Below are 26119 nucleotides of genomic sequence, written 5' to 3' on the forward strand. Positions count from 1 at the left end.
CATAAGTTCATGATAAATGTGCGGCCGGCAGGGTGCCCGCGGGCACCCTGCCGGCCGGAGGACTTGGCAGTCCAGGTAATTCGAGGGGACGGTTATTGAGGGCCTGGTTCCTTAGCGGTCCAGGACGCTCAGACCGGGAAGTTCCTTGCCTTCAAGATATTCCAGGCTGGCGCCGCCGCCGGTGGAAATGTGGCCGAACTGTTCATCCGCGAAGCCGAGGGTCCGGACGGCCGCAGCTGAATCGCCGCCGCCTACCACTGTCAGGGCTTCCGCTTCGGTCAATGCCTGGGCGATGGCCCGGGTGCCGCCGGAGAAGGCCTCGAACTCGAAGACACCCATGGGACCGTTCCAGAACACCGTCCTGGCGCCCTTGATCCGCTCCGCAAATGCCGCGGCCGAGTCCGGTCCGATATCCAGGCCGATCCCCTGCGCACCGAAGCTGCTGCCCTCGATACCATCCGCCGGAACGGTTTCGTGGTCCGCGTCGGCGGCGAACTTGCTGGCCACCACAACGTCGGTGGGCACAATGAACTCCGTACCGGCGTCGGCTGCCCGCTTCAGGTAGTCCTGGACGACGGGGATCTGGTCCTCCTCCAGGAGGCTGCCGGCCACTTTGTGGCCCTCCGCCGCAAGGAAAGTGAAGAGCATGCCGCCGCCCACCAGAATGGCGTCCGCCTTGCCGATGAGGTTGTCGATGACGGCAAGCTTGTCCGAGACCTTGGAGCCGCCGAGCACCACCACGTAGGGCCGCTGGGTGTCTGCAGTGAGCTTGCGCAGCACTTCAACCTCGGTGTGCACCAGGTCGCCCTGGTAGGACGGCAGCCGGGTGGCGACGTCGTACACGCTTGCATGCTTGCGGTGGACGGCACCGAAGGCGTCGTCCACATAGGCGCCGTTCTCTCCGGTCAGTGCCACCAGCTCGTCTGCGAAGGCGCCGCGTTCGGCGTCGTCCTTGGAGGTTTCGCGGGCGTCAAACCGGACGTTCTCCAGGACAAGCACTTCGCCGTCCTGCAGCGCCGCGGCCTGCTCCTTGGCGGACGGGCCCACGGTGTCCCCTGCCAGGGAAACCTTGAACCCTGCGAGTTCTGCGAGCCGCGCCACTGCCGGCTTGAGCGAATACTTCTCTTCCGGGGCGCCCTTGGGGCGTCCGAGGTGGGCTGTTACCAGCACGCGGGCACCGGCGTCCGTGAGCTTTCCCAGCACTGGCAGTGAGGCCTTGATGCGGCCGTCGTCAGTGACTGTAGAGCCGTCGAGCGGCACATTCAGGTCACTTCTAACCAGAATGTACCGCCCGCGGACACCTTCAGCGATCAGTTCGTTGAGGGTGTGAAATGTCATGTGACTAACCCTAGCCCAGCTTGGCTGCGACGAGCTCCGTGAGGTCCACGAGGCGGTTTGAGTAGCCCCATTCGTTGTCATACCAGGAAACAACCTTGACCTGGTTGCCGATGACCTTGGTCAGGCCGGAGTCGAAGATCGACGAAGCCGGGTCGCCCACGATGTCGGAGGAGACGATCGGCTCATCCGTGTAGGTCAGGAAGCCCTGCAGTGAATCGGACTCTGCGGCCTTCTTGAGGGCTGCGTTGACTTCCTCAACGGTGGTCTCGCGGGACACGGTGACCGTGAGGTCGGTGGCGGAGCCGGTGGGGACGGGAACGCGGATGGCGTAGCCGTCCAGCTTGCCCTTGAGCTCCGGCAGGACCAGGCCGATCGCCTTGGCCGCACCCGTGGAGGTGGGGACCATGTTGATGGCTGCGGCGCGGGCACGACGGAGGTCGTTGTGCGGGCCGTCCTGGAGGTTCTGGTCCGCGGTGTAGGCGTGGATCGTGGTCATCAGGCCGCGCTCGATGCCGAACTCGTCGTTGATGACCTTGGCCAGCGGGCCGAGGCAGTTGGTGGTGCAGGACGCGTTGGAGATGATGTGGTGGGTCGCGTTGTCGTACAGCTCGTGATTAACGCCCATCACGATGGTGATGTCCTCATCCGAGGCCGGCGCGGAGATCAGGACCTTCTTGGCACCTGCATCGATGTGCTTCTTGGCAGCTGCGGCCTTGGTGAAGAAACCGGTGGATTCGATGACGATGTCAACGCCCAGCTCCCCCCACGGCAGGTTGGCGGGGTCGCGCTCGGCCAGGACCTTGACGACGTTGCCGTTGACGACGATGTTGCCGTCCTTGACCTCAATGGTTTCCTTCAGGCGGCCGCCGACGGAGTCGTACTTGAAGAGGTGGGCCAGGGCCTCAGGGCTGGTGAGATCGTTGACGGCAACGATCTCGAGGTCAGCGCCCTGTGCGAGTGCTGCGCGGAAGTAGTTGCGGCCAATACGGCCAAAGCCGTTAATACCAATACGGGTCGTCACTTTTTCAGTCTCCTTGGTGCTTGATAAGCACAAACTAGTTGAGCGGGCGTTCAAGCCAACTAACAGATCCCGCACGCCGTTGGGCAGAGATGATTTACAGATCGGAGGGCGACCAGCCACATTGCTGAAGGCTGACCGCCTTCCGTGACCTATCTTACGTTTAACAGGGTCTGCCCCCGCAAGTGCGGGGGCAGACGGTCCACATTCCGGCCTAAATGGCTCCGGAATGTGAACTTTGTTACAGGCCTATGTTCTGCAGGTCACCTACGGGAGGGTGATGAGGCCCGTCGCGTTGGTGCGTGCAGCGTCGAAGCGCTTGGCGACATCAGCCCAGTTGACGATGTTCCAGAAGGCCTTCACGTAGTCAGCCTTGACGTTGACGTAATCAAGGTAGAAGGCGTGCTCCCACATGTCCAGCATGAGCAGCGGGGTGGTTCCGAGCGCCACGTTGCCCTGCTGGTCGTAGAGCTGTTCGATGACCAGGTTGCCACCGATCGGCTCGTAGGCCAGGAAGCCCCAACCGGACCCCTGCAGGCCAAGGGCCGCAGCGGTGAACTGCGCACGGAAGGCATCGAAGGACCCGAAGGCGTCGTCGATGGCCGCGGCCAGCTCGCCCTCGGGCTTGTCGCCGCCGTCCGGTGACAGGTTCTTCCAGAACACCGAGTGGTTGACGTGGCCGCCGGTGTGGAACGCCAGGTCCTTGGAGAGGCGGTTGATGTTGGCGAAGTCGCCCTTGTCGCGGGCGTCGGCCAGCTGGGCCAGTGCGTTGTTGGCGCCAGTGACGTAGGCCGCATGGTGCTTGCTGTGGTGCAGCTCCATGATGCGCGCCGAAATGTGCGGCTCAAGCGCTGCGTAGTCGTAGTCGAGCTCTGGCAGTACGTACTCGGTCACAAAATCCTCCAATGTCGTGGACGGTCTGTCCGGGTTGTAACTCTCGGATTATGCATCCGGATGACGGGCATCCGGAAGATCAGTGGTGAACGCTCTGATTCTAGGGCGCGGTTACTCGTCCAGCATTTCAGGCGTCACATTCGCATCGGTGCCGGGGATGCCCAGGTCAATGGCACGTTTGTCGGCCATGGCAAGAAGCCGCCGGATGCGGCCGGCAATGGCGTCCTTGGTCATCACCGGATCGGCAAGCCGGCCCAGTTCATCCAGGCTCGCCTGTTTGTGCGCGACCCGGAGCTCGCCGGCGTACTTGAGGTGGTCCGGGACGTCGTCGCCCAGGATTTCCAGGGCCCGGTCAACCCTTGCACCGGCGGCCACAGCCGCCTGGGCGGACCGCCGCAGGTTGGCGTCGTCGAAGTTGGCGAGCCGGTTGGCCGTCGCCCTTACCTCTTTGCGCATCCGGCGTTCTTCCCAGACCATCAGGGCATCGTGGGCGCCCATCCGGGTCAGCAGGGCCGCAATGGTGTCGCCGTCGCGGATGACCACCCGGTCCACTCCCCTGACTTCGCGGGCCTTTGCCTGGATGCCGAGGCGGCGGGCAGCGCCCACCAGGGCAAGCGCGGACTCGGGACCGGGGCAGGTGACCTCCATCGAGGAAGAACGGCCAGGCTCCGTGAGCGAGCCGTGGACGAGGAAAGCGCCCCGCCAGACCGCCTCGGCATCAGCGGCTGAACCGTTCACGACGGCCGAGGGAAGCCCCCGGACCGGCCGGCCGCGGCCGTCCAGGAGCCCCGTCTGGCGGGCCAGGGACTCGCCGTCGCGAACTACACGCACCACATAGCGGCTGCCGCGGCGCAGTCCCCCGCCGGAGACCACGATGATTTCGCTCTGGTGGCCGTAGACCTCGGCGATGGCGGCGCGCAGGCGGCGGGCTGTCGACGCGAGGTCAACCTCTGCCTCGATCACAATGCGGCCCGAGATGATGTGGAGGCCGCCTGCGAACCGGAGCATCGCGGAAACCTCAGCCTTGCGGACAGATGATTTCTTGATGTCCAGCCGGGACAGTTCTTCCTTGACCGATGATGTCAGTGCCATGGCACCTTCCTAACTGTTCCCAAAAATGTCGTGGTACGCCGCTGCCAGACGCAAAGGGTCATGGACGGGTCGGCGGCCCGACGCCCCCACTTTACCCAAGACAACCTCGGCACCGATCATCCCCGCAGCTTTCTCGAACTCCTGCCTGTCCGGCACCGACGCAGGGTCAGCCAGGACGACGTCGACGCCGAAGTCCGGTGCGTACCGGCGCAGGGCGTGCAGGTGGTCGGCGGCGGACATGCCGGTGGTCTCTTTGGTGTCCGTCGCCAGGTTCATGGTGATGCAGCGCTTGGCGGCAGTGCCGCACAGGGCATCCCGCATCTCCGGGAGCAGCAGGTGCGGCAGGACCGAGGTGTACCAGGAACCGGGCCCCAGGATGACCCAGTCGGCCAGTTCAATCGCAGTCAGGGCGTCAACACAGGCAGGCGCCTGCTCGGGCAACAGCCGGACGCGTTCCAGGGAGCCGGCGACGGCGCACTGGGCCTGGCCGCGGATGGTCTGCAAAGCGGAACCGCCGTCAGGTGCGGTAACGCGGACGTCCCCTTCGATGGTGAGCGGGACGGTGGACATCGGCAGCACCTGCCCCCTCGCGCCGAGCAGGGCACCCGCCCATTTCAGTCCGGCCACGGTATCGCCGAGCAGCTCCCAGAGGGTCACGATGAGCAGGTTCCCCATCGCGTGGTCATCCAGCGATCCACCTCTCGCTTTGCCCGGCTGGAACCGGTGCTGCATCACGTCACGCCAGGTGCGTCCCCAGTCGGTGTCATCGCACAGCGCTGACAGCGCCATCCGCAGGTCTCCGGGCGGAAGGACACCGTACTCTTCACGCAGACGCCCGGATGACCCGCCGTCGTCCGCTACCGTGACAACGGCGGTCAGCTCGGAGGTGAGGAGCCGCAGCGCCGACAGCGAAGCTGACAGGCCGTGCCCGCCGCCCAATGCCACGACATTCGGGCCTTTGTCCTGCTGGCCGCCTGCCGTTCCGCCGGACACCGGTATCAGCGGCAGCGGCCCCGTAAGCATCCCCATTATTCGCGGCCCAGGTCCCGGTGGGTGGTGGTCACGGTCACGCGGGGATACTGGGCCAGTTTCTTCGAAAGCTCGACGGCGACCGCCACGGAACGGTGCTTGCCGCCGGTGCAGCCGACGGCGATGGTGGCGTAGTGCTTGTTCTCGCGCCGGTACCCGTCAAGGACCGGCTCGAGCGCCAAGACGTAGCGGTCAACGAAGTTCTTGACGCCCTCGGCTTCGAGGACGTAGTCGCTGACGTCCTTGTCCAGCCCGGTGTGCGGGCGCAGCTGCGGCACCCAGTGCGGATTGGGGATGAACCGGACGTCGGCGACGTAGTTGGAGTCAACGGGCAGGCCGTATTTGAAGCCGAAGCTCATGACGTTGATCCGCAGGGCCACCGGACCGGTTTCACTGAAAAGCTCGGTAATGGCGGTGGCCAGTCCGTGGACATTGAACTCGGACGTATCGAGGACGACGTCGGCGCTGTCCCGCAGTTCCTTGAGCAGCTCCCGCTCGGCCGCTATGCCGTCAAGGATCCGGCCGCCCTCCTGGAGGGGGTGTGGCCTGCGGCCCTGCTCGAAGCGGCGGACCAGCACGTGGTCGTTGGCGTCGAGGAACAGTACCCGGAACGTGACGCCGCTGGCTTCCAGGGCGCCGAGGGCTGCACGGATGTCGGCGAAGAGCCCTTTGCTGCGGACATCCATCACCACGGCGAGGCGGGGAATGGACTGCGGTGCGTGGGACACGAGTTCAGCAAGAGTCCCAAGCATCTGCGGCGGCAGGTTTTCCACGACGTACCAGCCGTGGTCCTCCAGGGCGTCAGCGGCCGTGCTCCGTCCGGCCCCGGACATCCCGGTGACCACCAGCAGTTCCGCTTCGAGGGGCTTGACCGGCGTGAAGCCGTCCTGCCCCGTCCCGGATTCCGCCGTCGAGTCTGCCATTCGTTCCGCCCCGTTTCTTGTGGTGAAGACAGGCAGCCGCGTCGGCTGAAACCTGCGCTCCTTACCCTACCTAGGTTTCAAGGATTTCGCCGGTCGTCATGTTCACCGCGGGGGCGGTATCCCCGGCCAGTTCCACCGAATTGAAGTGGGCCACGATGGCGCCGGCGAGGGAGGGCCCGATGCCTTTGGCGGCCGTGAGCTCAGCCACGGTGGCCGTCTTGACACCCTTGATAGAGCCGAAATGGGCCAGGAGCGCCTTCCGTTTGGACTCCCCCAGGCCCGGCACGCCATCGAGTGCGGAGACAGTCATGGCCTTTCCGCGCTTCTGCCGGTGGAAGGTGATGGCGAACCTGTGTGCTTCGTCGCGGATCCGCTGCAGCAGGTAAAGGCCCTGGGACGTGCGCGGCAGGATCACGGGGAAGTCGCTGTCCGGGAGCCACACCTCCTCAAGGCGCTTGGCCAGGCCCACTACGTACACGTCCTCGATTCCAAGGTCCGCCAGGGCGCGTGCCGCGGCGTTGACCTGGGGTTTGCCGCCGTCGACCACCACCAGGTTGGGCGGGTAGGCGAACTTCGCCCGCGGGGCGGGAGTGGTGGAGTCCAGGACCGCGGCGTCGGCCGCGGCGGTGAGTGCGGCCTGGTGGCCCGGCAGCACGGACGCTTCCACCTGGGCCGATTTGTCCTGCAGGTAATACCGGAAGCGCCGGGTGAGGACATCGTGCATCGCAGCGGTGTCGTCTGCGGCGGCGGCGCCGGTAACCGAGAATTTCCGGTAATCGGACTTCTTGGGCAGGCCGTCCTCCACCACCACCATGGAAGCCACCACGTTGGTGCCCTGGACGTGGGAGACGTCAAAGCACTCGATACGGAGCAGGGCGACCGGAAGGTCCAGGGCCTCCTGGAGTTCCTGCAGGGCCTGCGAACGGACCGTCAGGTCCCCCGCACGGCGGGTCTTGTGCAGCTTCAGCGCATGCTCGGCGTTCTCCCGGACCGTGGACATCAGGGCGGCTTTGTCCCCGCGCTGCGGCACCCGGATGTCCACCTTGGCGCCCCGCATCCCGCCCAGCCATTGCGTCAGTTCCGCAGCATTGCTGGGCTCCACGGGCACCAGCACTTCGCGGGGCAGCCTGCCGTGGCTGTCGCCGTCCTCGCCGTAGACCTGCTGCAGGAGGTGTTCCACCAGGTCCGGGGTGGTGGCGTCCTCCACCTTTTCAACTACCCAGCCGCGCTGGCCGCGGACCCGTCCGCCGCGGACGTGGAAGACCTGGACTGCTGCTTCAAGCTCATCCTCGAACAGGGCAAACACGTCGGCGTCGGTGTCCTCGGCGAGCACCACGGCGTTGCGCTCGAAGACCTTCCGGAGCGCCGAAATATCGTCCCGGAGCCGCGCCGCCTTCTCGTAGTCCAGCTCGGCCACCGCTTCGCCCATCTGCTTCTCGAGCTTTGAAATGAAGCGTTTGGCCTCGCCGCCCATGAACGCACAGAAGTCCTCGGCGAGGGCCCTGTGGTCCTCGGGGGTGATACGGCCCACGCAGGGCGCGGAGCATTTGTCGATGTAACCCAGCAGGCAAGGGCGGCCGCTCGCCTGCGCACGTTTCAGGACACCGGCACTGCAGCTCCTGACAGGGAAGACGCGCAGGAGCGTGTCCATGGTTTCCCTGATGGCTCCGGCTGTATAGGGGCCGAAGTAGCGGGTGCCCTTGCGCCGGTCCCCCCGCATGACCTGCACCCGGGGAAGCTTCTCGCTCATGGTCAGGGCAAGGTAGGGATAGGTTTTGTCGTCCCGGAAGACCACGTTGAAACGTGGTTTGAATTCCTTGATCCAGGTGTATTCGAGCTGCAGTGACTCCAGTTCGCTGCTCACCACAGTCCACTCCACACTGCTGGCCGCGTGGACCATGGCATACGTTTTGGGGAGCAGGCCCAGCGGGTTGGCGAAGTATGAGTTCAGGCGCGACCGGAGGCTTTTTGCCTTGCCGACGTAAATGACCCGGCCATGCGGATCGCGGAACCGGTACACCCCGGGGTTGGTGGGAATCTCACCCGTTTTGGGCCTGTAAGTTGCTGGATCTGCCACAACTCCAGTCTACTGAGGCAAGCGCGGCCCCCATGTCACGAGGGCTGTAACCGCGGGCTAATCCGTGATCTTGCTCTGGTTGTAGGTTGTGGCGCGTTCCTGTCCGCTGAGGGCTGCGATGGCTTCCATGATGGAGTCCGTCACCTGCCGCCGCGCGGGCAGTGAATGATCCGGGCCCGTTTTGTCAAAGTACAGCGGCTCGCCCACCTTCATGGTGAAGTGATGGGGCCTGAACCCCTTCTCGCCGGCCGGCTGCAGGTTCTCCGTACCGATCAGTCCTACCGGGACCACCGGTGCTCCGGTGGTCAAAGCGAGCCAGCCCACGCCAGTGCGGCCGCGGTAGAGGATCCCGTCCCGTGAACGGGTGCCTTCGGGATAGATTCCTATGCCTTTGCCCGCCTCCAGGATGTCCAGGAGAGTCTTGAGGGCCTGGACACTGGCCGCCTGCTCACCACGCTCCACCGGGATGGAACCCACGGACTCAAAAAAGGACTTCATGACCTTGCCTTTGACGCCTCCGGTGTTGAAGTACTCGGCTTTGGCGAAGAACGCGACGGGCCGGGGCATCAATGCCTGGACGATGACACTGTCAAAAAAGGAGAGGTGGTTCGGAGCCACAATGAAGGGGCCGTCCTTGGGGACGTTTTCGAGGCCAATGACGGTGGGCCGGCAGGAGCCGGCAATCAGCCCGCGGGTGGTCCAGCGGACCGCTTCAAACAGTGCCATCGTTGCGCACCTCACCCATGGCGGCAGCGTGGATGGACTCAAGGCGCTCAATGGCGGCCACGAGGCCTTCCGTAGTCTCCACCACGGTGACCGCCCCGGCGTCGTCGAGTTCGCCGTCGGGCGCAAAACCCCAGCCCACCCCGATGCAGTCCAGTCCGTTCGCGACGGCGCCGGCCACGTCCTGGGCACGGTCACCCACCATCACTGCGTGGTGCGTGGAAAGATCAGCGAGGGCTTCGGCGATGATGCTTGCCTTGCCCACGGGACCTTCCGTTGAGGATTCATTGTCCGAGGAGCCCCGGATGGACAGGAACAGGCCGTCGATACCGTGATGCCTCAGCACGATCTGGGCCAGGCCCTCGGGCTTCTGCGTTGCGACGGCAACTGGCCGTCCCGCCTCCGCGAACCCCTCCAGTACATCCCTGATCCCCGGGTACAGCCGGCTCTGGCCGATTCCGGTGGCCAGGTAGTACTGCCGGTAGCGCCGGATGACGGCGTCGAGCTTCGCCGCCGGGACCATCGCCACGCTCAGGAGCGAGTCACTGAGTTTGGGACCGATCATCGCGTCCAGCAGGTCCTGGGCGGGAACCGGGAGTCCTTCGGCCGCGAGGGCCGCTGCGATTCCGTCGGTTATTCCGCCGGCAGGATCGACAAGAGTGCCGTCCAGGTCGAAGATCACGGGCACTGTTGTTTGAGTCACCGGCTTAGTTTCTCACGACACCGCGCATGCCTGAAACTCGCATGCCCGCCACGGCATACTTCCGGGCAGGTCCCCCGCCTGCCCGGGGTAAACCGGCATGGCCTGGCGGGAGCTAGCCCAGAATCTCGGCGAGGAAAGCGGCCGTGTGGCTCTGTGTGGATTTCGCCACCTGTTCCGGAGTTCCCGTGGCCACGATCTGGCCGCCACCGGAGCCGCCGTCCGGACCGAGGTCCACGATCCAGTCGGCGCTCTTGATGACATCCAGGTTGTGTTCGATGGTGATGACGGTGTTGCCCTTGTCCACCAGCCCCTGGAGCACCATCAGGAGCTTCCGGATGTCCTCGAAGTGGAGGCCCGTAGTGGGCTCGTCCAGCACGTAGACGCTGCGGCCGTTGGAGCGCTTCTGCAGTTCCGCAGCCAGCTTGACGCGCTGGGCCTCGCCGCCGGACAGCGTGGTGGCCGGCTGTCCGAGGCGGACGTAGCCGAGGCCCACATCCACCAGCGTGTTGAGGTGTCGGGCAATCGGCGAGAAGGCGGCGAAGAACTCCGCACCCTCCTCGATGGGCATGTTCAGGACATCTGCGATGGTCTTGCCCTTGTAATGCACTTCGAGGGTCTCGCGGTTGTACCGGGCGCCGTGGCACACCTCGCAGGGAACATAGACATCGGGCAGGAAGTTCATTTCGATCTTCAGCGTGCCGTCGCCCGAGCAGGATTCGCAGCGGCCGCCCTTGACGTTGAAGGAGAACCTGCCGGGCAGGTAACCGCGGACTTTCGCCTCGGTGGTCTCGGCGAAGAGTTTCCGGATGTTGTCGAAGACACCTGTGTAGGTGGCCGGGTTGGACCGGGGGGTGCGCCCGATCGGGCTCTGGTCCACGTGGACCACCTTGTCCAGCTGGTCCAGGCCAAGGATGCTCTTGTGCCGGCCGGCGACCTGCTTGGCGCCGTTCAGCTTGTTGGCCAGCACCTTGTAGAGAATCTCGTTGACCAGGGTGGACTTTCCGGAGCCGCTGACGCCCGTCACGGCGGTGAACAGACCGAGGGGGAAGGTGGCATCAACGTTGACCAGGTTGTTTTCGCGGGCGCCAACAACCTTCAGTTCGCGTTTCTTGTCGTATTTGCGCCGCTTCCTGGGGATTTCGATCTTCTTGCGCCCGGAGAGGTAATCACCTGTGAGGGATTCAGTGTTGGCCAGGAGCTCCTTGTAGGAACCGGAGTGCACCACCTGGCCGCCGTGCTCGCCCGCGCCGGGTCCGATGTCCACGATCCAGTCCGCCACCTGGATGGTGTCCTCGTCATGTTCGACGACGATGAGGGTGTTCCCCATGTCCCGGAGCCGCGTCAGGGTGTCGATGAGCCGGCGGTTGTCACGCTGGTGCAGGCCGATCGATGGCTCGTCGAGGACATACAGCACGCCCACGAGGCCGGAGCCGATCTGCGTGGCCAGCCGGATGCGCTGGGCTTCGCCGCCGGACAGGGTTGCCGAGGGGCGTTCGAGGTTCAGGTATTCGAGGCCGACATCGAGCAGGAACGTCAGCCTGGCCTGGATCTCTTTAAGTACCTGGTGCGCGATCTGGGCTTCGCGGCCCGTGAGCACCAGGTTGTTCAGGAAGTCAGCGCAGTCGCGCATGGGCAGCGCGGCGACGTCCGCAATGGACTTGCCATTGATCAGGACGGACAGCGATGCCGGGTTCAAACGTGCGCCGTTGCAGGCGGGGCAGGGAATCTGCCGCATGTACTCTTCGTAGCGGTCACGCGCCCATTCAGAGTCCGTTTCACCGTGCTTGCGGTGGACGTACTGGATGGCTCCCTCAAAACCGGTGCTGTACTTCCGCTCCCGGCCGAAGCGGTTCTTGTACTGGACCACTACCTTGTGGTCCTTCCCGTGAAGGACAGTCTGGCGCACGTCGCTGCCAAGCTTCTCCCACGGCGTGTCCATGGAGAAACCGAGTTCCTTGGCGAGCCCGGCAAGAAGGCGGTTCCAGTACTCCGTGGTGGCGGTCCCCAGCGACCAGGGCGCGATGGCCCCCTCCGCCAGCGACAGTTCCGGGTTGGGGACAATCAGTTCCTCATCAACCTCAAGCCGGGTTCCGATGCCGCTGCAGGCCGCGCAGGCGCCGAAAGGGTTGTTGAAGGAGAAGGACCGGGGTTCGATCTCGTCGATTGCCAGCGGATGCTCATTGGGGCAGGCCAGGTTCTCGGAGAATGCCCGGAGCCGTTCGGGGGCATCGGCGTCGAGATCCACGAACTCGGCCAGCACCCGGCCTTCCGCGAGGCCCAGGGCGGTCTCGACGGAGTCGGTCAGTCGCTGGCTGATGCCCTCCTTGACCACCAGACGGTCAACCACAACCTCAATGGTGTGCTTGAACTGCTTTCCCAGCTTGGGCGGATCGCTCAGCTGGATCAGCTCACCGTCCACCCGGGCCCGGGAGTAGCCCTTGGCGGTCAGCTCCTTGAAGAGGTCGACGAATTCGCCTTTCCGCCCCCTCACCACCGGGGCCAGGACCTGGAACCGGGTACCTTCCTCGAGTTCAAGGAGCTGGTCCACGATTTGCTGCGGCGTCTGGCGGGCAACAACCTCGCCGCAGACCGGGCAGTGCGGCCGGCCCACGCGTGCCCACAGCAGGCGCATGTAGTCGTAGATCTCCGTGATGGTGCCTACGGTAGAGCGGGGGTTCTTGCTGGTGGACTTCTGGTCGATGGAGACGGCCGGTGAGAGCCCCTCGATGAAGTCGACGTCCGGCTTGTCCACCTGGCCGAGGAACTGGCGGGCGTAGGCGGACAGGGACTCCACGTACCGGCGCTGGCCTTCGGCAAAGATGGTGTCGAACGCGAGGGAGGACTTTCCCGATCCGGACAGGCCCGTGAACACGATCATGGCGTCGCGGGGCAGGTCCAGGTCCACGTTGCGGAGGTTATGCTCCCTCGCCCCCTTGACCACAAGGCGGGAAAGGTCCGGACGGGCAGGCTTGACGGGGGCCTGGGCAACGGTGACGGGGACGGATTCGACTGCTGTTTCTTCAGCTACGGCTTTAGGCACCCACTAATGCTAATCGAAAACTTCTTCGAATATCCATGCGGGCCTGTTTAGTCGGCGTCGTAGGCGGCCGCGAGGAGGCGGACTGCTTCGGCAAAGCTGGCGCCCTGTGCCTTCGCCACTGAAGCGTAGGCGCCGGCAGCATGCGACAGCGCATCCTGGCGGTCATCACGGGCACAAACGACCGTGCCGTTCCTGCCCTTGGTTTCCACCACACCCGCCGCTTCAAGCTCCTTGTAGGCCCGGGCCACCGTGTGGGGAGCCACGTCGAGCGCTCCCGCCAGCGTCCGGACAGCGGGCAGCCGGGTCCCGGGCGGCAGGTCACCGTTGTCCGCGAGCCGGATGACGTGCAGGCGCAGCTGCTCGTAGAGTGCCACCGTGCTGGCCTGGTTGGGCTTCCATTTTCCGGGGAATGCGGCGCCCCCGGTCATTGGCCCGGCTTCCGCGCCACGGCAAAGATCCGCCGGAACGGAAAGACGGTGCCATGGACCGTTGATGGATAGGCTGCCCGCAACAGGGCCGCGTACTCGGCCTCAAAATCCAGCCCGTCGTCGGTGGACAGTGCGGCGAGGACGGGCCGCAATGCCGTGCCGCGGACCCACTCGAGCACCGGATCCGTGCCGGGGAGTACTTGGAGGTAGGTTGTCTCCCAGGCGTCCGCGGCGCAGCCCGCGTCCAGCATGATCCGCAGATACTCACCGGGCTCCCCCACCGATTCGCCGCCGCGGAGCACCCCGTCCAGCCGCGCCGACCATTTGACCGAGCCTGCCAGGTCCCGCATGAGCGCATGCGACGGGGCGTTGAAGTTCCCTGGGACCTGCATGGCGAACCACCCCCCGGGCCGGAGCGCCTGCAGCCAGCGGGCCAGCAGCTCATGGTGGCCGGGCACCCACTGCAGTACGGCGTTGGTGACCACCACGTCGGTGCCGGCGGCGGGCGTCCAGTCCGCGATATCTGCCAGCTGGAAGCTGAGTCCAGGGTTGGCCTCCGCCTGGGCGCTTGCCCTGGCCAGCATTTCTGCGGACGAATCGAGGCCCGTGACGCGGGCCTCCGGCCAGCGCTGCGCGAGGGTTGCGGTCAGGTTCCCCGGCCCGCAGCCCAGGTCCACCACATCCAGCGGGTGGTCCGTCCGGATCCTCCCGGTGAGGTCGAAGAATGGCCTGTCACGGTAGTCGCCGAACTGAACGTATTTAACTGGGTCCCACACCATGGTTCCGCCATGGTCGGTTGCATCTTTGGCCATACGGCGAGCCTAACGCGCACTTGCCCGGATACCCTGAACCCGCTGGGCACTAAGCTTGAAAACAATGAAACTCGTTGACCAGCTGCCCGTCCTGTCCGCCCCAAACACCCCCGGCGCAGGCACCGACCCGGACGCCCTTTACACGCAATTTCTTGAGTGGACCGAAAGCCGGGGACTGGAGCTGTACGCCGCCCAGGATGAGGCCATCATGGAATTGGCCGCGGGATCCAACGTCATCCTCGCCACCCCCACAGGGTCAGGAAAATCCCTCGTCGCCGTAGCGGCCCACTTCCAGGCCATGGCGCGCGGCGAACGCAGCTACTACACAGCCCCCATCAAGGCCCTTGTCTCGGAGAAGTTTTTCGCCCTGTGCGACATCTTCGGCGCCGAAAACGTCGGCATGATCACCGGCGACTCCGGCGTCAACCAGAGCGCACCGATCATCTGCTGCACCGCGGAGATCCTCGCCAACATCGCCCTGCGCGAAGGGGCTGCGGCCGAGCTGGGGTCGGTCATCATGGATGAATTCCACTTTTATTCCGACCCCCAGCGCGGCTGGGCCTGGCAGGTTCCGCTGCTGGAGCTCCCCCAGGCACAGTTCCTGCTGATGTCTGCCACCCTGGGCGATGTGAGCCGCTTCGAGAACGGCATCACCGAACTCACCGGCCGTCCCACCACCACCGTCAGTTCAGCCGAGCGGCCCATCCCGCTGCACTACTACTACCACGAGACGCCTGTCCACGAGACGCTGGAGGAACTGCTCGCCACGCGGCAGGTGCCCGTCTACGTGGTGCACTTCAGCCAGATCGAGGCAATCGACCGCGCCCAGACCCTGATGAGCATCAACGTGTGCTCGCGTGAGGAAAAGGACAAGATCGCGGAGCTGATCGCCAACTTCCGGTTCGCCGCGGGCTTCGGCAAGACCCTGAACAGGCTGGTCAGGCACGGCATCGGAGTCCATCACGCCGGCATGCTTCCCAAGTACCGGCGGCTGGTGGAACAGCTCGCCCAGGCGGGCCTGCTCAAGGTGATCTGCGGAACGGACACGCTGGGTGTAGGAATCAATGTGCCCATCCGGACAGTCCTGCTCACCGCCTTGAGCAAGTACGACGGCGTACGCACCCGCCCGCTTAACTCCCGGGAGTTCCACCAGATCGCCGGAAGGGCCGGCCGCGCCGGCTATGACACGGCGGGGACAGTGGTGGTCCAGGCGCCTGAGCACGTGATCGAGAACGTCAAGGCCATGGCGAAAGCCACCGCAAAATTCGGTGATGACCAGAAGAAGCTCCGCCAGGTGGTCAGGAAGAAGCCGCCGGAAGGCTTCGTCTCCTGGGGTGAGCCAACCTTCAAGCGCCTCGTCGAATCCGTGCCCGACCCCTTGAACTCGAGCTTCAGCGTCACCCACTCCATGCTGATGAACCTGTTGGAACGGCCCGGTGACCCGTTCCAGGCAGCCCGGCGGCTTCTGACCGAGAACCACGAGTCGCGGTCCTCGCAGCTCAAGCTGATGAAGAGGGCACTCGGGATCTACCGCGAGCTCCTCGCCGCCGAAGTGGTGGAGCGCATCCCGCCCGAAGAACAGGGTCCGGATGGCCGGACCGTCAGGCTCACGGTGCACCTGCAGGCGAACTTCGCCCTCAACCAGCCGCTCTCGCCTTTCGCGCTCGCGGCGCTTGAGCTGCTTGACCCAGATTCGCCGTCGTACGCCCTGGACGTCGTGTCCGTGATCGAGGCGACCCTCGAAAAGCCGCGCCAGATCCTCTCCGCCCAACAGAAGAAGGCACGCGGCGAAGCCATCGCAGCCATGAAGGCGGACGGCATCGAATACGACCAGCGGATGGCGATGCTGGAGGAAGTGACCTATCCGCAGCCGCTGGCGGAGCTGCTGGGTGAGGCCTTCGAGGTCTACCGCAAGGCCGCGCCGTGGGTGGGCGACTTCGAACTGGCACCAAAATCCGTGGTCCGGGACATGTACGAGCGCGCCATGAACTTCGGCGAATTCGTGCAGTTCTACGGGCTGGCCCGCTCCGAGGGAATCGTGCTGCGCTACCTCGCGGACTGCTTCAAGGCGCTGCGCCAAACGGTGCCGCAGGACCTTCTCCGGGAGGACCTTGAGGACCTCATCGCCTGGCTCGGGGAACTGGTGAGGCAGGTCGATTCCAGCCTGCTGGACGAATGGGAGGAACTGACCTCCGGTGCGGCACCCACTCCGCACGACGCGCCGCCTCCCCCGCCGCCGTCGCTGACGTCCAACATCCGCGCCTTCCGTGTCATGGTGCGGAACGAGATGTTCCGCCGGGTGGAACTTTTCGCCGACGAGAACGCGGCAGCGCTCGGCGAGCTCGACGGCGCCGCCGGCTGGGGTGCGGAACGCTGGGAGGACGTCCTGGACGACTACTTCGACGAACACAACGACATCGGTACGGGACCGGACGCCCGCGGACCCGGACTGCTGATCATCACCGAAGAACCCGGACAGTGGAAGGTGCGGCAGATCTTCGACGATCCGGCGCGCAACCACGACTGGGGAATCTCCGCAGTGGTGGACCTGGCAGCTTCGGATGAGACCGGCACGGCGGTGGTCCGGGTGACTGACGTCAACAGGCTCTAGGCGATGACACAGTGGAAGATGACACCGCGGAATCAGTCCCCGACCTGACCGGCAGCCTGCGGGTGCTGGAAGCCATGAAGTCCCAACCAGCGGCACCCACCGCCGGTCCGCGGCGGTTCTGGGACGGCCCGCTGGATGTCGAGGGGCTCGCACTGGGGGCGGTCCAGGCGGCCGCTACGGCGCTCAACGCTTTGGCTGCCGCTCCCGGGAGGTATTCGTGCGCGGCGGGCCCGACGGCGGCCGCGTTCGATTCGCTGGGTCACCTGCGGATCGCGGGCCGGAAGGCCACCGGCTTTGCTCCGCTGTCCGGCTTCCGGCCGACGTCGGACGGCTGGATACGCCTCCATGCCAACTATCCGCACCACGCAGCCCGGCTGATGGAGGCGCTCTCCGCCGGCACCCCGCAGGCCGCGGAACAAACCCTGCTGCGGATGACGGCCCTCGAAGCGGAAGAAGCCATCACCGCCAACAACGGCGCCGCCGCGGCTGTCCGAAGCAGGGACGAGTGGGTACTGACGCCGATGCACTCTGCCGCCGGTGCCGGGCCGTGGATCACCGTCTCACGTCCGCCCGGGGCGGCCCACGGAAGCCTGCGGCCGCCGTCGTGGGTTCCTTCGGCTGATCCGCACCGCCCGCTGGCCGGGCTCAAGGTGCTGGACATGACCCGAGTCATCGCCGGCCCGACGGCCACGCGTCTGCTCGGCGCCCTCGGAGCGGACGTCCTGCGCATCGATCCGCCGCAGCTTCCGGAACTGCCGGACGCGTTTGTTGACTCAGGCTTTGACAAGCGCAGCGCGGTGGCAGACATCCGGGATCCCGCGGCGTTGGAGAGCATCAGGGCCCTCGTTGAGATGGCCGACGTCGTGGTCACTGGCTACCGCGAAGGCGGCCTGGACCGCTACGGGCTCGGACCAGCCGAATTGTCGCTTGCACGGCCCGGCCTCGTGGTGGTCACGCTCAGCGCCTGGGGCAGCGCAGGTCCGTGGAACGGACGGCGCGGGTTCGACAGCCTGGTGCAGGCCGCGTGCGGCATTTCCCAGCAGTACGGCCGCACCACCGACGGCGGGTGGAAACCCGGGGCGTTGCCTGTACAGGCACTGGATCACGCCACGGGCTACGGCATGGCCGCGGCAGCCATCGCGTTGCTGGCCGAACGCCTCCGCACCGGAACAGGCGGAACGGCCCGGCTTTCCCTGGCCCGCACCGCCGAGGAACTGGTACGGCTCCCGGTAGCCACCACCGCCGCCAGTCCCCTGCCGGAACCGGACTTCCGTGTCGCGGAAAGCCCCTATGGCCTCCTGCGGCATGTCGGGCCGCCCCTCATGGCGGACGGCGTCCCGCTTGAGTACAGCAGACCACCCGTCCGCTACGGAACCTCGCCGCTTCGCTGGCAGTAGGGTGCCCGGACCGTCGTTCACACCGCCCCTAGTAAACTCAACGCATGAGTGTAATCCGACCCGCAACCCGGCACGACGTCCCCGCAATCCTGCAGATGATCCACGAACTGGCCATCTACGAGAAGGAACCGGACGCCGTCCGCAACACCCCGGAAAAGCTCACAGATGCCCTGTTCGGCGAGAATCCCCGCGTTTTTGCCACCATGGCAGAGAACGCGGCAGGCGAGGTCCAGGGGTTCGCGCTCTGGTTCCTGAATTACTCCACCTGGGAAGGCGTCCACGGCATCTACCTCGAAGACCTTTACGTCAGCCCCGCCGCCCGCGGCGAGGGCCACGGCAAGGCGCTCCTGCGGTATCTGGCGGCCACCGCCGTCGAAAACGGCTACGCCCGGGTCGAGTGGAGCGTGCTGGACTGGAATGAACCGTCCATTCAGTTCTACCGCAGCCTCGGCGCCGGGCCCATGGACGGCTGGTCGACCTTCCGGCTGACCGGAACCGCCCTGGAGCAGTTTGGCAGCAGCACGACGGCGGCGTTCCGTGCCTGAGCAGTCGGTCCACGGCACTGCCGTGAGAACAAGGGCGGAAGTCCCCCACACCGTCAGGGCACGCCACGAATTCCGCGGCATGCGCACCGCAGAGCATTACTTCACCGTGCCGCTGGACCACTTCGCTTCCACAGAAGACGCCGGGGCAGCGCCGGAGACCATCACCGTCTTTGCCCGCGAGTACGTTTCCACGGCGCACACCGCGGCGGAGGCCGCAAAGCTGCCCTGGCTGTTATTCCTTCAAGGCGGCCCCGGCGGGCGCGGCAACAGGCTCGCCTCCCTCAACGGCTGGAGCAAGGCCGCAGCCCGGGACTTCCGGATCCTGATGCTGGACCAGCGCGGAACCGGGCTGTCATCGCCCGTCGACCGGAACACCCTGCCGCTGCGCGGGACCGTTGAAGCGCAGGCCGCGTACCTGGAGCACTTCCGGGCGGATTCCATCGTCGCCGACGCCGAGCTCATCCGCACGGCCCTGGGTTCCGGTCCCTGGAGCATCTACGGCCAGAGCTACGGGGGGTTCTGCGCCCTCAGCTATCTGTCCTTTGCCCCGCAGGGCCTGCGCGAAGCGCTGATCACAGGCGGGCTCGCGCCGCTCTCCGGTCCGGCGGACGACGTCTACCGGGCCACCTTCCGGCGCGTGGCCGCCCGGAACGCCGAATACTTCAGCTGGTACCCCGAAGACCGCCGGACGGTGGAACGCATCGCAGCCCACCTGCGCCAAACCGAGGAGTTCCTGCCCGACGGCGGCCGCCTGACCGTGGAACGCTTCCAGATGGTGGGGTCATTCCTGGGCGGCAACACCCGGGTGGACGGGCTGCATTACCTCTTGGAGGATGCGTTCATCGAGACGGCCCGTGGCGCCCGGCTCTCCGATGGCTTCCTCGAGCAGGTGCAGGGCATCGTGTCCCGCCTGGCCAATCCGCTCTATGCCCTCATGCACGAGTCCATCTACGGCCAAGGGCAGGCCAGCGGCTGGGCAGCGTGGCGGGTGCTGCAGGAGTACCCCGAATTCCAGCCCGATGCCGAGCCCCTGCTGCTGACCGGCGAGATGGTCTACCCGTGGTACTTCGAACAGGACGCGGCGTTGCGGCCCCTGCAGCAGGTAGCCGAACTGGTGGCCCGCAAAGACGACTGGAAGCCCTTGTATGACAAGCCCCGGCTGGCCGTGAACAGGGTGCCTGTAGCCGCGGCGGTCTACCGTGACGACATCTATGTTGAGCGCACGCTGGCCCTTGAGACAGCGGCCGCGGTCCGCGGGCTCCAGGTCTGGGAGACGGGCGAGTTCCACCATGACGGCATCTCCGACGACGGCGAGGCCATCTTCGGCCGGCTGCTGGGGATGGCGCGCTCAGCCCGCGACTGACCTGCGCCGCCGCGCCGTACGGGTCAGGAAAGCGGCAACAAGGACCGCCATCCCCACCATGCCGCCCAGCATGTTCAGTCCCAGGTAGCCCGCCCAGCTGAGGACCAGCCCGGAGGTGGCTCCGCCCACTGCACCGGCAGCGCCCATGAACATGTCCGAGACGCCCTGGACCACAACACGGGATTCCTGGCCGACGCTCTCGGCCAGGAGAGTGGAGCCGGATATCGTGGCTGCCGACCAGCCCATTCCTAGCAGGACGAGCCCCACAGCAACCGCCACGGTGGAGGTCTGGCCAAGCCCGGCCACGATGACAGCGATGATGAGCGTTGCGAAGCCGATCATGATGGTTTCTGTCCTGCCCACCTTGTCGGTCAGCCAGCCCATGACCGGGGACAGCGCGAACATGCCCGCAATGTGCAGGGAGATGGTAAATCCGATGATCACCAGCACGTCGCCTGAGGTCGCGTGGCCGGCATGGGAGGCTTCCGGCCCTGCCACGAGTTCCTGCAGGTGCAGCGGCGTCATGGACATGACGCCCACCATGACGGCGTGGGCTCCGACGACGGCGGCCAGCGCCAGCATTGCGGTTCCGGACCCGCGGATGGCCCGCATCCCGCGGACCAGGGATCCGGCCGGCCTGGCTGGGACTGGCCCGGCCGGGGCTGTTTCGGGCTGCTGGACCCCGTTGTGCCGGGCAGCGAGTTCCCTTGCCAGCAGGAGCGGGTCGGGCCTGAGACCGACGAAGAGGAGAACCGTTGCCAGCAGGAGACCGGCCGCGGAAATCATAAAGGGCCCTGCAATGGGCGGCAGACCCAGGGCAAGGCCCACAGCCGCCCCCGGCTGGATCAGGTTCGGTCCGGCGACAGCCCCGACGGTCACTGCCCACACCACGGCGGACAGGGACCTGCCACGGTGTTCCGCATCCGCAAGGTCCCCGGCGGCAAAACGGGCCTGCAGGCTGGCCGCGGTGCCCACGCCGATGCCGGCCGCCCCGAGTACCAGCAGGACGAACTGGTCCGTCACCACCGAGACCATGATCAGGACGGCGCCCAAGAGGGCGGCGGCGAGCCCCAGGACCTGACCGATGCGGCGTCCCCGGCGGTCTGCCAGCGCCGCGAGGGGCAGTGCCGCCAACGCGGCGCCCAAGGTCATGACGGTGGCCACTGCACCGGCCCACGCCGCGGAGCCTGAGAGCTCAACTGCCAGTATCGAACCGATGGATACCGTGGCACCTGTGCCGAGTCCGGCGAAGATCTGCGCAACGCTCAACAGCACCACGGTGCGGCGCTGCACCTGGCGTACTCCGCTGTCCGGGATCAGGGTGCGGGCCATGATCCGAGCATAGTCCTCGACGCGCCGGTCCTACAGAGGGGGTTTTGGCGCTGCAGAGCTGACTTAAACCAGCAGTCACGGCCGCAGGTGCGGCCGGGACTGCTGGTTCAGGCTGTGAGCGGTCAAACTCTTATTCGGCGTCGGTGAGGCTCTTCTTGGAGTCTTCCTCAAGGCGGGGATCCAGATGGGCGGACTGGGCCTTGGAGCTCATCAGGCTGGCGATCACGGCGACGATGATGGTGCCGACGATGACGGCCAGGGAGACGAACGTGGGGATCTCCGGCGCCCATTCAATGTGGTTGCCGCCGTTGATGAACGGCAGTTCGTTCACGTGCATGGCGTGCAGCACAAGCTTCACGCCGATGAACGCCAGGATGAAGGACAGAGCGTGCTTCAGGTAGATCAGGCGGTTCATCAGGCCACCGAGCAGGAAGTACAGCTGGCGCAGGCCCATCAGGGCGAAGAGGTTGGCGGTGAAGACGATGAACGGACTCTGGGTGAGGCCGAAGATGGCGGGAATCGAGTCAACGGCGAAGAGGAGATCGGTCAGGCCGATGGTGATGAACACGATCAGCATGGGGGTGAAGACCTTCTTGCCGTCCACCGTGGTGCGGAGCTTGCCTTCGTCGAACTTCTCCGACATCGGGATGACCTTGCGGATCCGGGCGATGAGCGGGTTTTCCTTGTCCTCTTCGTCCTCGCCTTCGTCCTGGGCCTGCTTCCAGGCGGTCCAGAGGAGGAAAGCGCCGAAGATGTAGAACACCCAGCTGAACTGCTCAATGACGATGGCGCCGAGCAGGATGAAGATTCCGCGCAGGATCAGCGCGATGATGATGCCCACCATCAGGACTTCCTGCTGGTATTTCCGGGGCACGGAGAAGCGGGCCATGATGATGATGAACACAAAGAGGTTGTCGATGCTGAGGCTGTATTCGGTAGCCCAGCCGGCCACGAACTGGCCGCCGAACTCCGCGTTCGTGAAGGCGAACATGGCGCCGGCGAACACCAGGGCAAGCGACACGTAAAAGGCGACCCAGAGGCCGGCTTCCTTCATGGAAGGTTCGTGGGGACGCTTGACCACGAGCAACAGGTCAATCAGGAGGATCAGGCCAAGGACGACTAGCGAGCCGACCTCGAACCACACGGGCAAATCGAGCACAGGGTAGCCTTTCGCAGGGTACAGAGAAGCGGTGTAAGTCTCTCCGGCCAGCCTGTGCACTTGGTGCTGATGTGGTGGCCCGCTACGCCCGGCCAGGCAGCTGTGCCTGGCGTGTTGACGATCGTAGCGCTCGGGATACTCCCCTACGTGACGTTAACTCTACAGCAGCTACGCGTGACCCGCCGCCTGCATTTGGCGGAGCTCCTTCTTGAGCTCGCTGACTTCGTCGCGGATCCGGGCGGCAACTTCGAACTGGAGTTCGGCCGCAGCACCGTGCATCTGCTCCGTCAGTTGTTCGATCAGCCCCACGAGGTCCTCGGCCGGGGCTGCCGCCAGGCCGTCGGCCCGGACCTGGGCTGCGCCCATTGCCGCGGACTTCCCGCGCTTGGCACCCTTGGCCAGGCGGTTGTTGTTCAGCAGTTCCTGGGTGTCGGCGTCTTCCTTGGCCAGCTGGTCCGTGATGTCGGCGATCTTCTTCCGCAGGGGCTGCGGGTCCACGCCGTGTTCGGTGTTGTAAGCCACCTGGATGGCGCGGCGCCGGTTGGTCTCGTCGATGGCGTGTGCCATGGAGTCGGTGATGCGGTCCGCGTACATGTGCACCTGCCCCGAGACGTTGCGGGCTGCGCGGCCGATGGTCTGGATCAGCGACGTGGAAGACCGGAGGAAGCCTTCCTTGTCGGCGTCCAGGATGCTCACCAGGGAGACCTCGGGAAGGTCCAGGCCTTCACGGAGCAGGTTGATGCCCACCAGGACGTCGAACTTGCCCATTCGGAGTTCGCGCAGCAGCTCAACGCGGCGCAGGGTGTCCACATCGGAGTGCAGGTACTCCACCCTGATGCCGTGGCCCAGGAGGTAGTCGGTGAGGTCCTCTGCCATCCGCTTGGTCAGTGTGGTGACCAGGATGCGCTCATTCTTCGCTGTGCGGGTTTTGATTTCCCCGAGCAGGTCATCGATCTGGCCCTTGGTGGGTTTGACCACCACTTCGGGGTCGATCAGTCCGGTGGGACGGATGATCTGCTGAACGAAGCCGTCAGCTTTGCCGAGTTCGTATTTGCCGGGCGTGGCGGATAGGTAGACGGTCTGGCCCACGCGCTGGAGGAATTCGTCCCACTTGAGCGGCCGGTTGTCCATGGCTGAGGGGAGGCGGAAACCGAAGTCCACCAGGTTCCGTTTACGGGACATATCGCCCTCGTACATGGCGCCGATCTGCGGAACGGTGACGTGCGATTCATCGATCACCAGCAGGAAGTCGTCCGGGAAGTAGTCGATCAGGCAGTGGGGGGCGGTCCCCGGGGCGCGCCCGTCGATGTGCGAGGAGTAGTTCTCGATGCCGTTGCAGAAGCCCATCTGCTGCATCATCTCGAGATCGTAGGTGGTCCGCATCCGGAGCCGCTGGGCTTCCACCAGCTTGTTCTGGCTTTCGAGCACCTGCAGCCGGTCGGCGAGTTCGTCCTCGATCCGCTTGATGGCCCGGGCCATCCGCTCGGGGCCGGCGACGTAGTGTGAGGCGGGGAAGACGTACATCTCCTCCTCGTCCCGGATCACCTCGCCCGTCAGCGGGTGCAGGGTGTGGATGTTCTCGATCTCGTCGCCGAAGAACTCGATCCGGATGGCCAGTTCCTCGTACATCGGGATGATTTCCACGGTGTCGCCGCGGACCCGGAAGGTGCCGCGGTGGAAGTCCATGTCATTCCGCGCGTACTGCATGGAGACGAACTTCCGGAGGAGGTCATCACGGTTCATCTCCGCACCCTTGCGGAGCGTGACCATCCCGGCGATGTATTCCTCAGGGGTACCCAGGCCGTAGATGCAGGACACTGTGGCCACGACGATGACGTCCCGGCGGGTCAGCAAAGCGTTGGTGGCGGAGTGCCGGAGCCGTTCCACTTCCTCGTTGATGGAGGAGTCCTTCTCGATGAAGGTGTCCGTCTGCGCCACGTAGGCCTCGGGCTGGTAGTAGTCGTAATAGGAGACGAAGTACTCCACCGCGTTGTTGGGCAGCAGTTCGCGGAATTCGTTGGCCAACTGGGCGGCAAGGGTCTTGTTCTGCACCATCACCAGGGTGGGCCGCTGGATCTGTTCGATGAGCCAGGCCGTGGTGGCGCTTTTGCCGGTGCCGGTGGCACCCAGGAGGACCACGTCCTTCTCGCCGTTCCGGATCCGCTCCGTCAGTTCCGCGATGGCCGCCGGCTGGTCACCGGCAGGCTGGAACTCGCTGATGACTTCAAACGGCGCTACAACACGGTTGATCTCCTGGGCAAGGCTCATGCTTCTAATCTACAACCGGGGGCCGACACTAACAGCCGGATCAGTTACAGGCGAACAGTGCCCACCACTGCCGGCGCGCCCCTCAAGGCTCAACTGCCGTACGACGGCGGCGCCCACCCGCTGCGGGCGGCCCACCTCTCCATCCGGGACTCTGCCGCAGCGAACCACGAGTCCTTGGCTGCGGCGTAGCCATCGGTTCCGGAATCGCCTGCGTGCAGTTCCGCCAGGCGGTGTTTCAAGGCAAGGTACTCCCCCGCCGCTCCGGGGTCCGCCCGGAGCCAGTCCCGGAAGCAAAGTGCGAACCGCCAGGCAGGTGAACCGGCGGCCCGGACATGGAGGTTCACAGCCAGACCCGGATCGGCGTTGGCATGGAACCGCTTGCCCCAATCGGCCGGATCGGGCCTGGATGCCTTGGGTTCATCCGAGTTGATGCCGGGTACCCGCGGGTATCCTGCGGCTGCCAGCGCGGGCGCCAGCGTATCCGCTGCCGCCAGGTCCGGCACGGCCAGCTGGAGGTCAAGGACGTCCTTGGCCGCGAGGCCCGGCACGGAGGTAGAGCCGATGTGGTCGATGGCCAGGACAGCTTCGCCGTGGGCATCCTCCAGCGCCTTCCGAAGCCGCGCCAGCACCCGCTCCGCGTTCCGCGGCCATTCAGGGCGGGGGGCGTACAGAACGGGACCGCCGGAACGGGGCGCCCTGGAGCTGCTCTTGAGGTTCTGCGCATATGGCACCAGGCGTCGGGTCCAGAGCCTGTCAACCTGCTCTTCGAGGTCCTCAAGGGAGCCGGAGTTGTCCAGGACGACGTCTGCGGCGGCAAGCCGTTCTTCGCGGGACGCCTGCGAAGCCATGCGGGACAGTGCCTCTTCAGCGCTCATGCCGCGCTGCTCCACCATCCGGGCGATCCGGACGTCATCCGGCGCATCCACGACGAGAACCAGATGGAACGCGCTGGCCTGTCCGGTCTCCACCAGCAGCGGAATGTCCTGGACAACGATCGAACCTTCATCAGCCGAGGCAATGATGCCCGCCGCCGCTTCCCGGACCAACGGGTGCACGACGCCGTTCAGTACGGCCAGCTGCGCCGCGTTTCCGAACACCAGGGCACCAAGCCTGGCCCGGTCCAGCGAGCCATCGGAGGCCAGCATGTCCGCGCCGAAGGCGTCCACCACCCGGGCCAGTCCCGGCGTTCCCGGTGCAACCACCTCACGGGCCAGCGCATCCGCGTCCACGAGGAGCGCGCCAAGCTCTGCGAGGCGGGCAGCAACCACTGACTTTCCTGAGGCGATGCCGCCCGTCAATCCGATTTTCAGCACCCCTCCAGCTTACTCATGGGCCTACGGCGCCCGGCTTCCCTTGTGGAGCGCAGC

20 protein-coding genes are annotated in these 26119 nt (G+C 65.6%); 4 read left to right on the forward strand and 16 right to left on the reverse strand.

The genetic code is table 11. The features are described from left to right. Positions 1 to 111 precede the first annotated feature (111 nt). The 12 genes from ABIA70_RS15760 to ABIA70_RS15815 all read right to left on the reverse strand — a co-directional run bounded on the left by ABIA70_RS15760 (position 112) and on the right by ABIA70_RS15815 (position 14044). Positions 112 to 1338, reverse strand: coding sequence for a phosphoglycerate kinase (locus tag ABIA70_RS15760; RefSeq protein WP_354148504.1), 1227 nt, complete (start codon positions 1336 to 1338; stop codon positions 112 to 114). A 10-nt stretch (positions 1339 to 1348) separates the two neighbouring features. Beyond that, positions 1349 to 2359, reverse strand: a complete 1011-nt coding sequence (gap, locus tag ABIA70_RS15765; RefSeq protein WP_354148505.1) for a type I glyceraldehyde-3-phosphate dehydrogenase — start codon at positions 2357 to 2359, stop codon at positions 1349 to 1351. 264 nt (positions 2360 to 2623) lie between these two features. Then, positions 2624 to 3250 (reverse strand): superoxide dismutase, encoded by a 627-nt coding sequence (locus ABIA70_RS15770; protein ID WP_354148506.1) that lies wholly within the window; start codon positions 3248 to 3250, stop codon positions 2624 to 2626. A 111-nt stretch (positions 3251 to 3361) separates the two neighbouring features. Next, entirely contained in the window at positions 3362 to 4342 is a 981-nt protein-coding gene (gene whiA, locus ABIA70_RS15775; protein ID WP_354148507.1) for a DNA-binding protein WhiA, read from the reverse strand. Positions 4343 to 4351: 9 nt separating this feature from the next. Beyond that, positions 4352 to 5371, reverse strand: a complete 1020-nt coding sequence (locus tag ABIA70_RS15780; RefSeq protein ID WP_354148508.1) for a gluconeogenesis factor YvcK family protein — start codon at positions 5369 to 5371, stop codon at positions 4352 to 4354. Further along, on the reverse strand, positions 5371 to 6294 hold the full coding sequence (gene rapZ / locus ABIA70_RS15785) for an RNase adapter RapZ (protein ID WP_354148509.1): 924 nt from the start codon (positions 6292 to 6294) through the stop codon (positions 5371 to 5373). The genes ABIA70_RS15780 and rapZ overlap by 1 nt, the downstream gene beginning before the upstream one ends. Positions 6295 to 6364: 70 nt before the next feature. Further along, a complete protein-coding gene (gene uvrC / locus ABIA70_RS15790; protein WP_354148510.1) occupies positions 6365 to 8371 on the reverse strand; it encodes an excinuclease ABC subunit UvrC in 2007 nt (668 codons plus the stop codon). Between the two features lie 57 nt (positions 8372 to 8428). Beyond that, positions 8429 to 9097, reverse strand: a complete 669-nt coding sequence (locus tag ABIA70_RS15795) for a lysophospholipid acyltransferase family protein (RefSeq protein WP_354148511.1) — start codon at positions 9095 to 9097, stop codon at positions 8429 to 8431. After that, a complete protein-coding gene (locus ABIA70_RS15800; RefSeq protein ID WP_354148512.1) occupies positions 9084 to 9797 on the reverse strand; it encodes an HAD hydrolase-like protein in 714 nt (237 codons plus the stop codon). Before ABIA70_RS15800 ends, ABIA70_RS15795 begins: the two co-directional genes overlap by 14 nt. A gap of 112 nt (positions 9798 to 9909) precedes the next feature. Further along, complete coding sequence (gene uvrA / locus ABIA70_RS15805) at positions 9910 to 12837, reverse strand: excinuclease ABC subunit UvrA (RefSeq protein WP_354148513.1); 2928 nt, start codon at positions 12835 to 12837, stop codon at positions 9910 to 9912. Positions 12838 to 12884: 47 nt separating this feature from the next. Then, complete coding sequence (locus ABIA70_RS15810; protein ID WP_354148515.1) at positions 12885 to 13265, reverse strand: GntR family transcriptional regulator; 381 nt, start codon at positions 13263 to 13265, stop codon at positions 12885 to 12887. Further along, positions 13262 to 14044: a trans-aconitate 2-methyltransferase gene (locus ABIA70_RS15815; RefSeq protein ID WP_354148702.1), complete on the reverse strand. Its 783-nt coding sequence runs from the start codon at positions 14042 to 14044 to the stop codon at positions 13262 to 13264. Before ABIA70_RS15815 ends, ABIA70_RS15810 begins: the two co-directional genes overlap by 4 nt. 97 nt (positions 14045 to 14141) lie before the next feature. On the opposite strand from ABIA70_RS15815, the gene ABIA70_RS15820 reads away from it, so the two are divergent. The 4 genes from ABIA70_RS15820 (at position 14142) to ABIA70_RS15835 (ending at position 19993) form a co-directional block, all read left to right on the forward strand. After that, on the forward strand, positions 14142 to 16688 hold the full coding sequence (locus ABIA70_RS15820) for a DEAD/DEAH box helicase (protein WP_354148516.1): 2547 nt from the start codon (positions 14142 to 14144) through the stop codon (positions 16686 to 16688). Between the two features lie 11 nt (positions 16689 to 16699). Beyond that, on the forward strand, positions 16700 to 18085 hold the full coding sequence (locus ABIA70_RS15825) for a CoA transferase (protein ID WP_354148517.1): 1386 nt from the start codon (positions 16700 to 16702) through the stop codon (positions 18083 to 18085). Positions 18086 to 18129: 44 nt separating this feature from the next. Beyond that, positions 18130 to 18630: a GNAT family N-acetyltransferase gene (locus tag ABIA70_RS15830; protein WP_354148518.1), complete on the forward strand. Its 501-nt coding sequence runs from the start codon at positions 18130 to 18132 to the stop codon at positions 18628 to 18630. A gap of 79 nt (positions 18631 to 18709) precedes the next feature. Then, positions 18710 to 19993, forward strand: coding sequence for an alpha/beta fold hydrolase (locus ABIA70_RS15835; RefSeq protein WP_354148703.1), 1284 nt, complete (start codon positions 18710 to 18712; stop codon positions 19991 to 19993). Here the strand turns inward: ABIA70_RS15835 and ABIA70_RS15840 are convergent. From ABIA70_RS15840 to coaE, 4 genes are all read right to left on the reverse strand, one after another. After that, the gene (locus ABIA70_RS15840; RefSeq protein ID WP_354148519.1) at positions 19979 to 21325 is read right to left on the reverse strand and encodes an MFS transporter; all 1347 of its coding nucleotides are present in this window, start codon (positions 21323 to 21325) and stop codon (positions 19979 to 19981) included. The two genes, ABIA70_RS15835 and ABIA70_RS15840, sit on opposite strands and share 15 nt — an antisense overlap. A 130-nt stretch (positions 21326 to 21455) precedes the next feature. Next, positions 21456 to 22484 (reverse strand): TerC family protein, encoded by a 1029-nt coding sequence (locus ABIA70_RS15845; RefSeq protein ID WP_354148520.1) that lies wholly within the window; start codon positions 22482 to 22484, stop codon positions 21456 to 21458. Positions 22485 to 22652: 168 nt separating this feature from the next. Beyond that, positions 22653 to 24752: an excinuclease ABC subunit UvrB gene (uvrB, locus tag ABIA70_RS15850; RefSeq protein ID WP_354148521.1), complete on the reverse strand. Its 2100-nt coding sequence runs from the start codon at positions 24750 to 24752 to the stop codon at positions 22653 to 22655. A gap of 89 nt (positions 24753 to 24841) precedes the next feature. Continuing rightward, complete coding sequence (coaE, locus tag ABIA70_RS15855) at positions 24842 to 26065, reverse strand: dephospho-CoA kinase (RefSeq protein ID WP_354148522.1); 1224 nt, start codon at positions 26063 to 26065, stop codon at positions 24842 to 24844. Positions 26066 to 26119 lie beyond the last annotated feature (54 nt).

It is taken from the genome of Arthrobacter sp. 754, from assembly GCF_040548695.1.
In the GTDB taxonomy this organism is placed as follows: domain Bacteria; phylum Actinomycetota; class Actinomycetes; order Actinomycetales; family Micrococcaceae; genus Arthrobacter.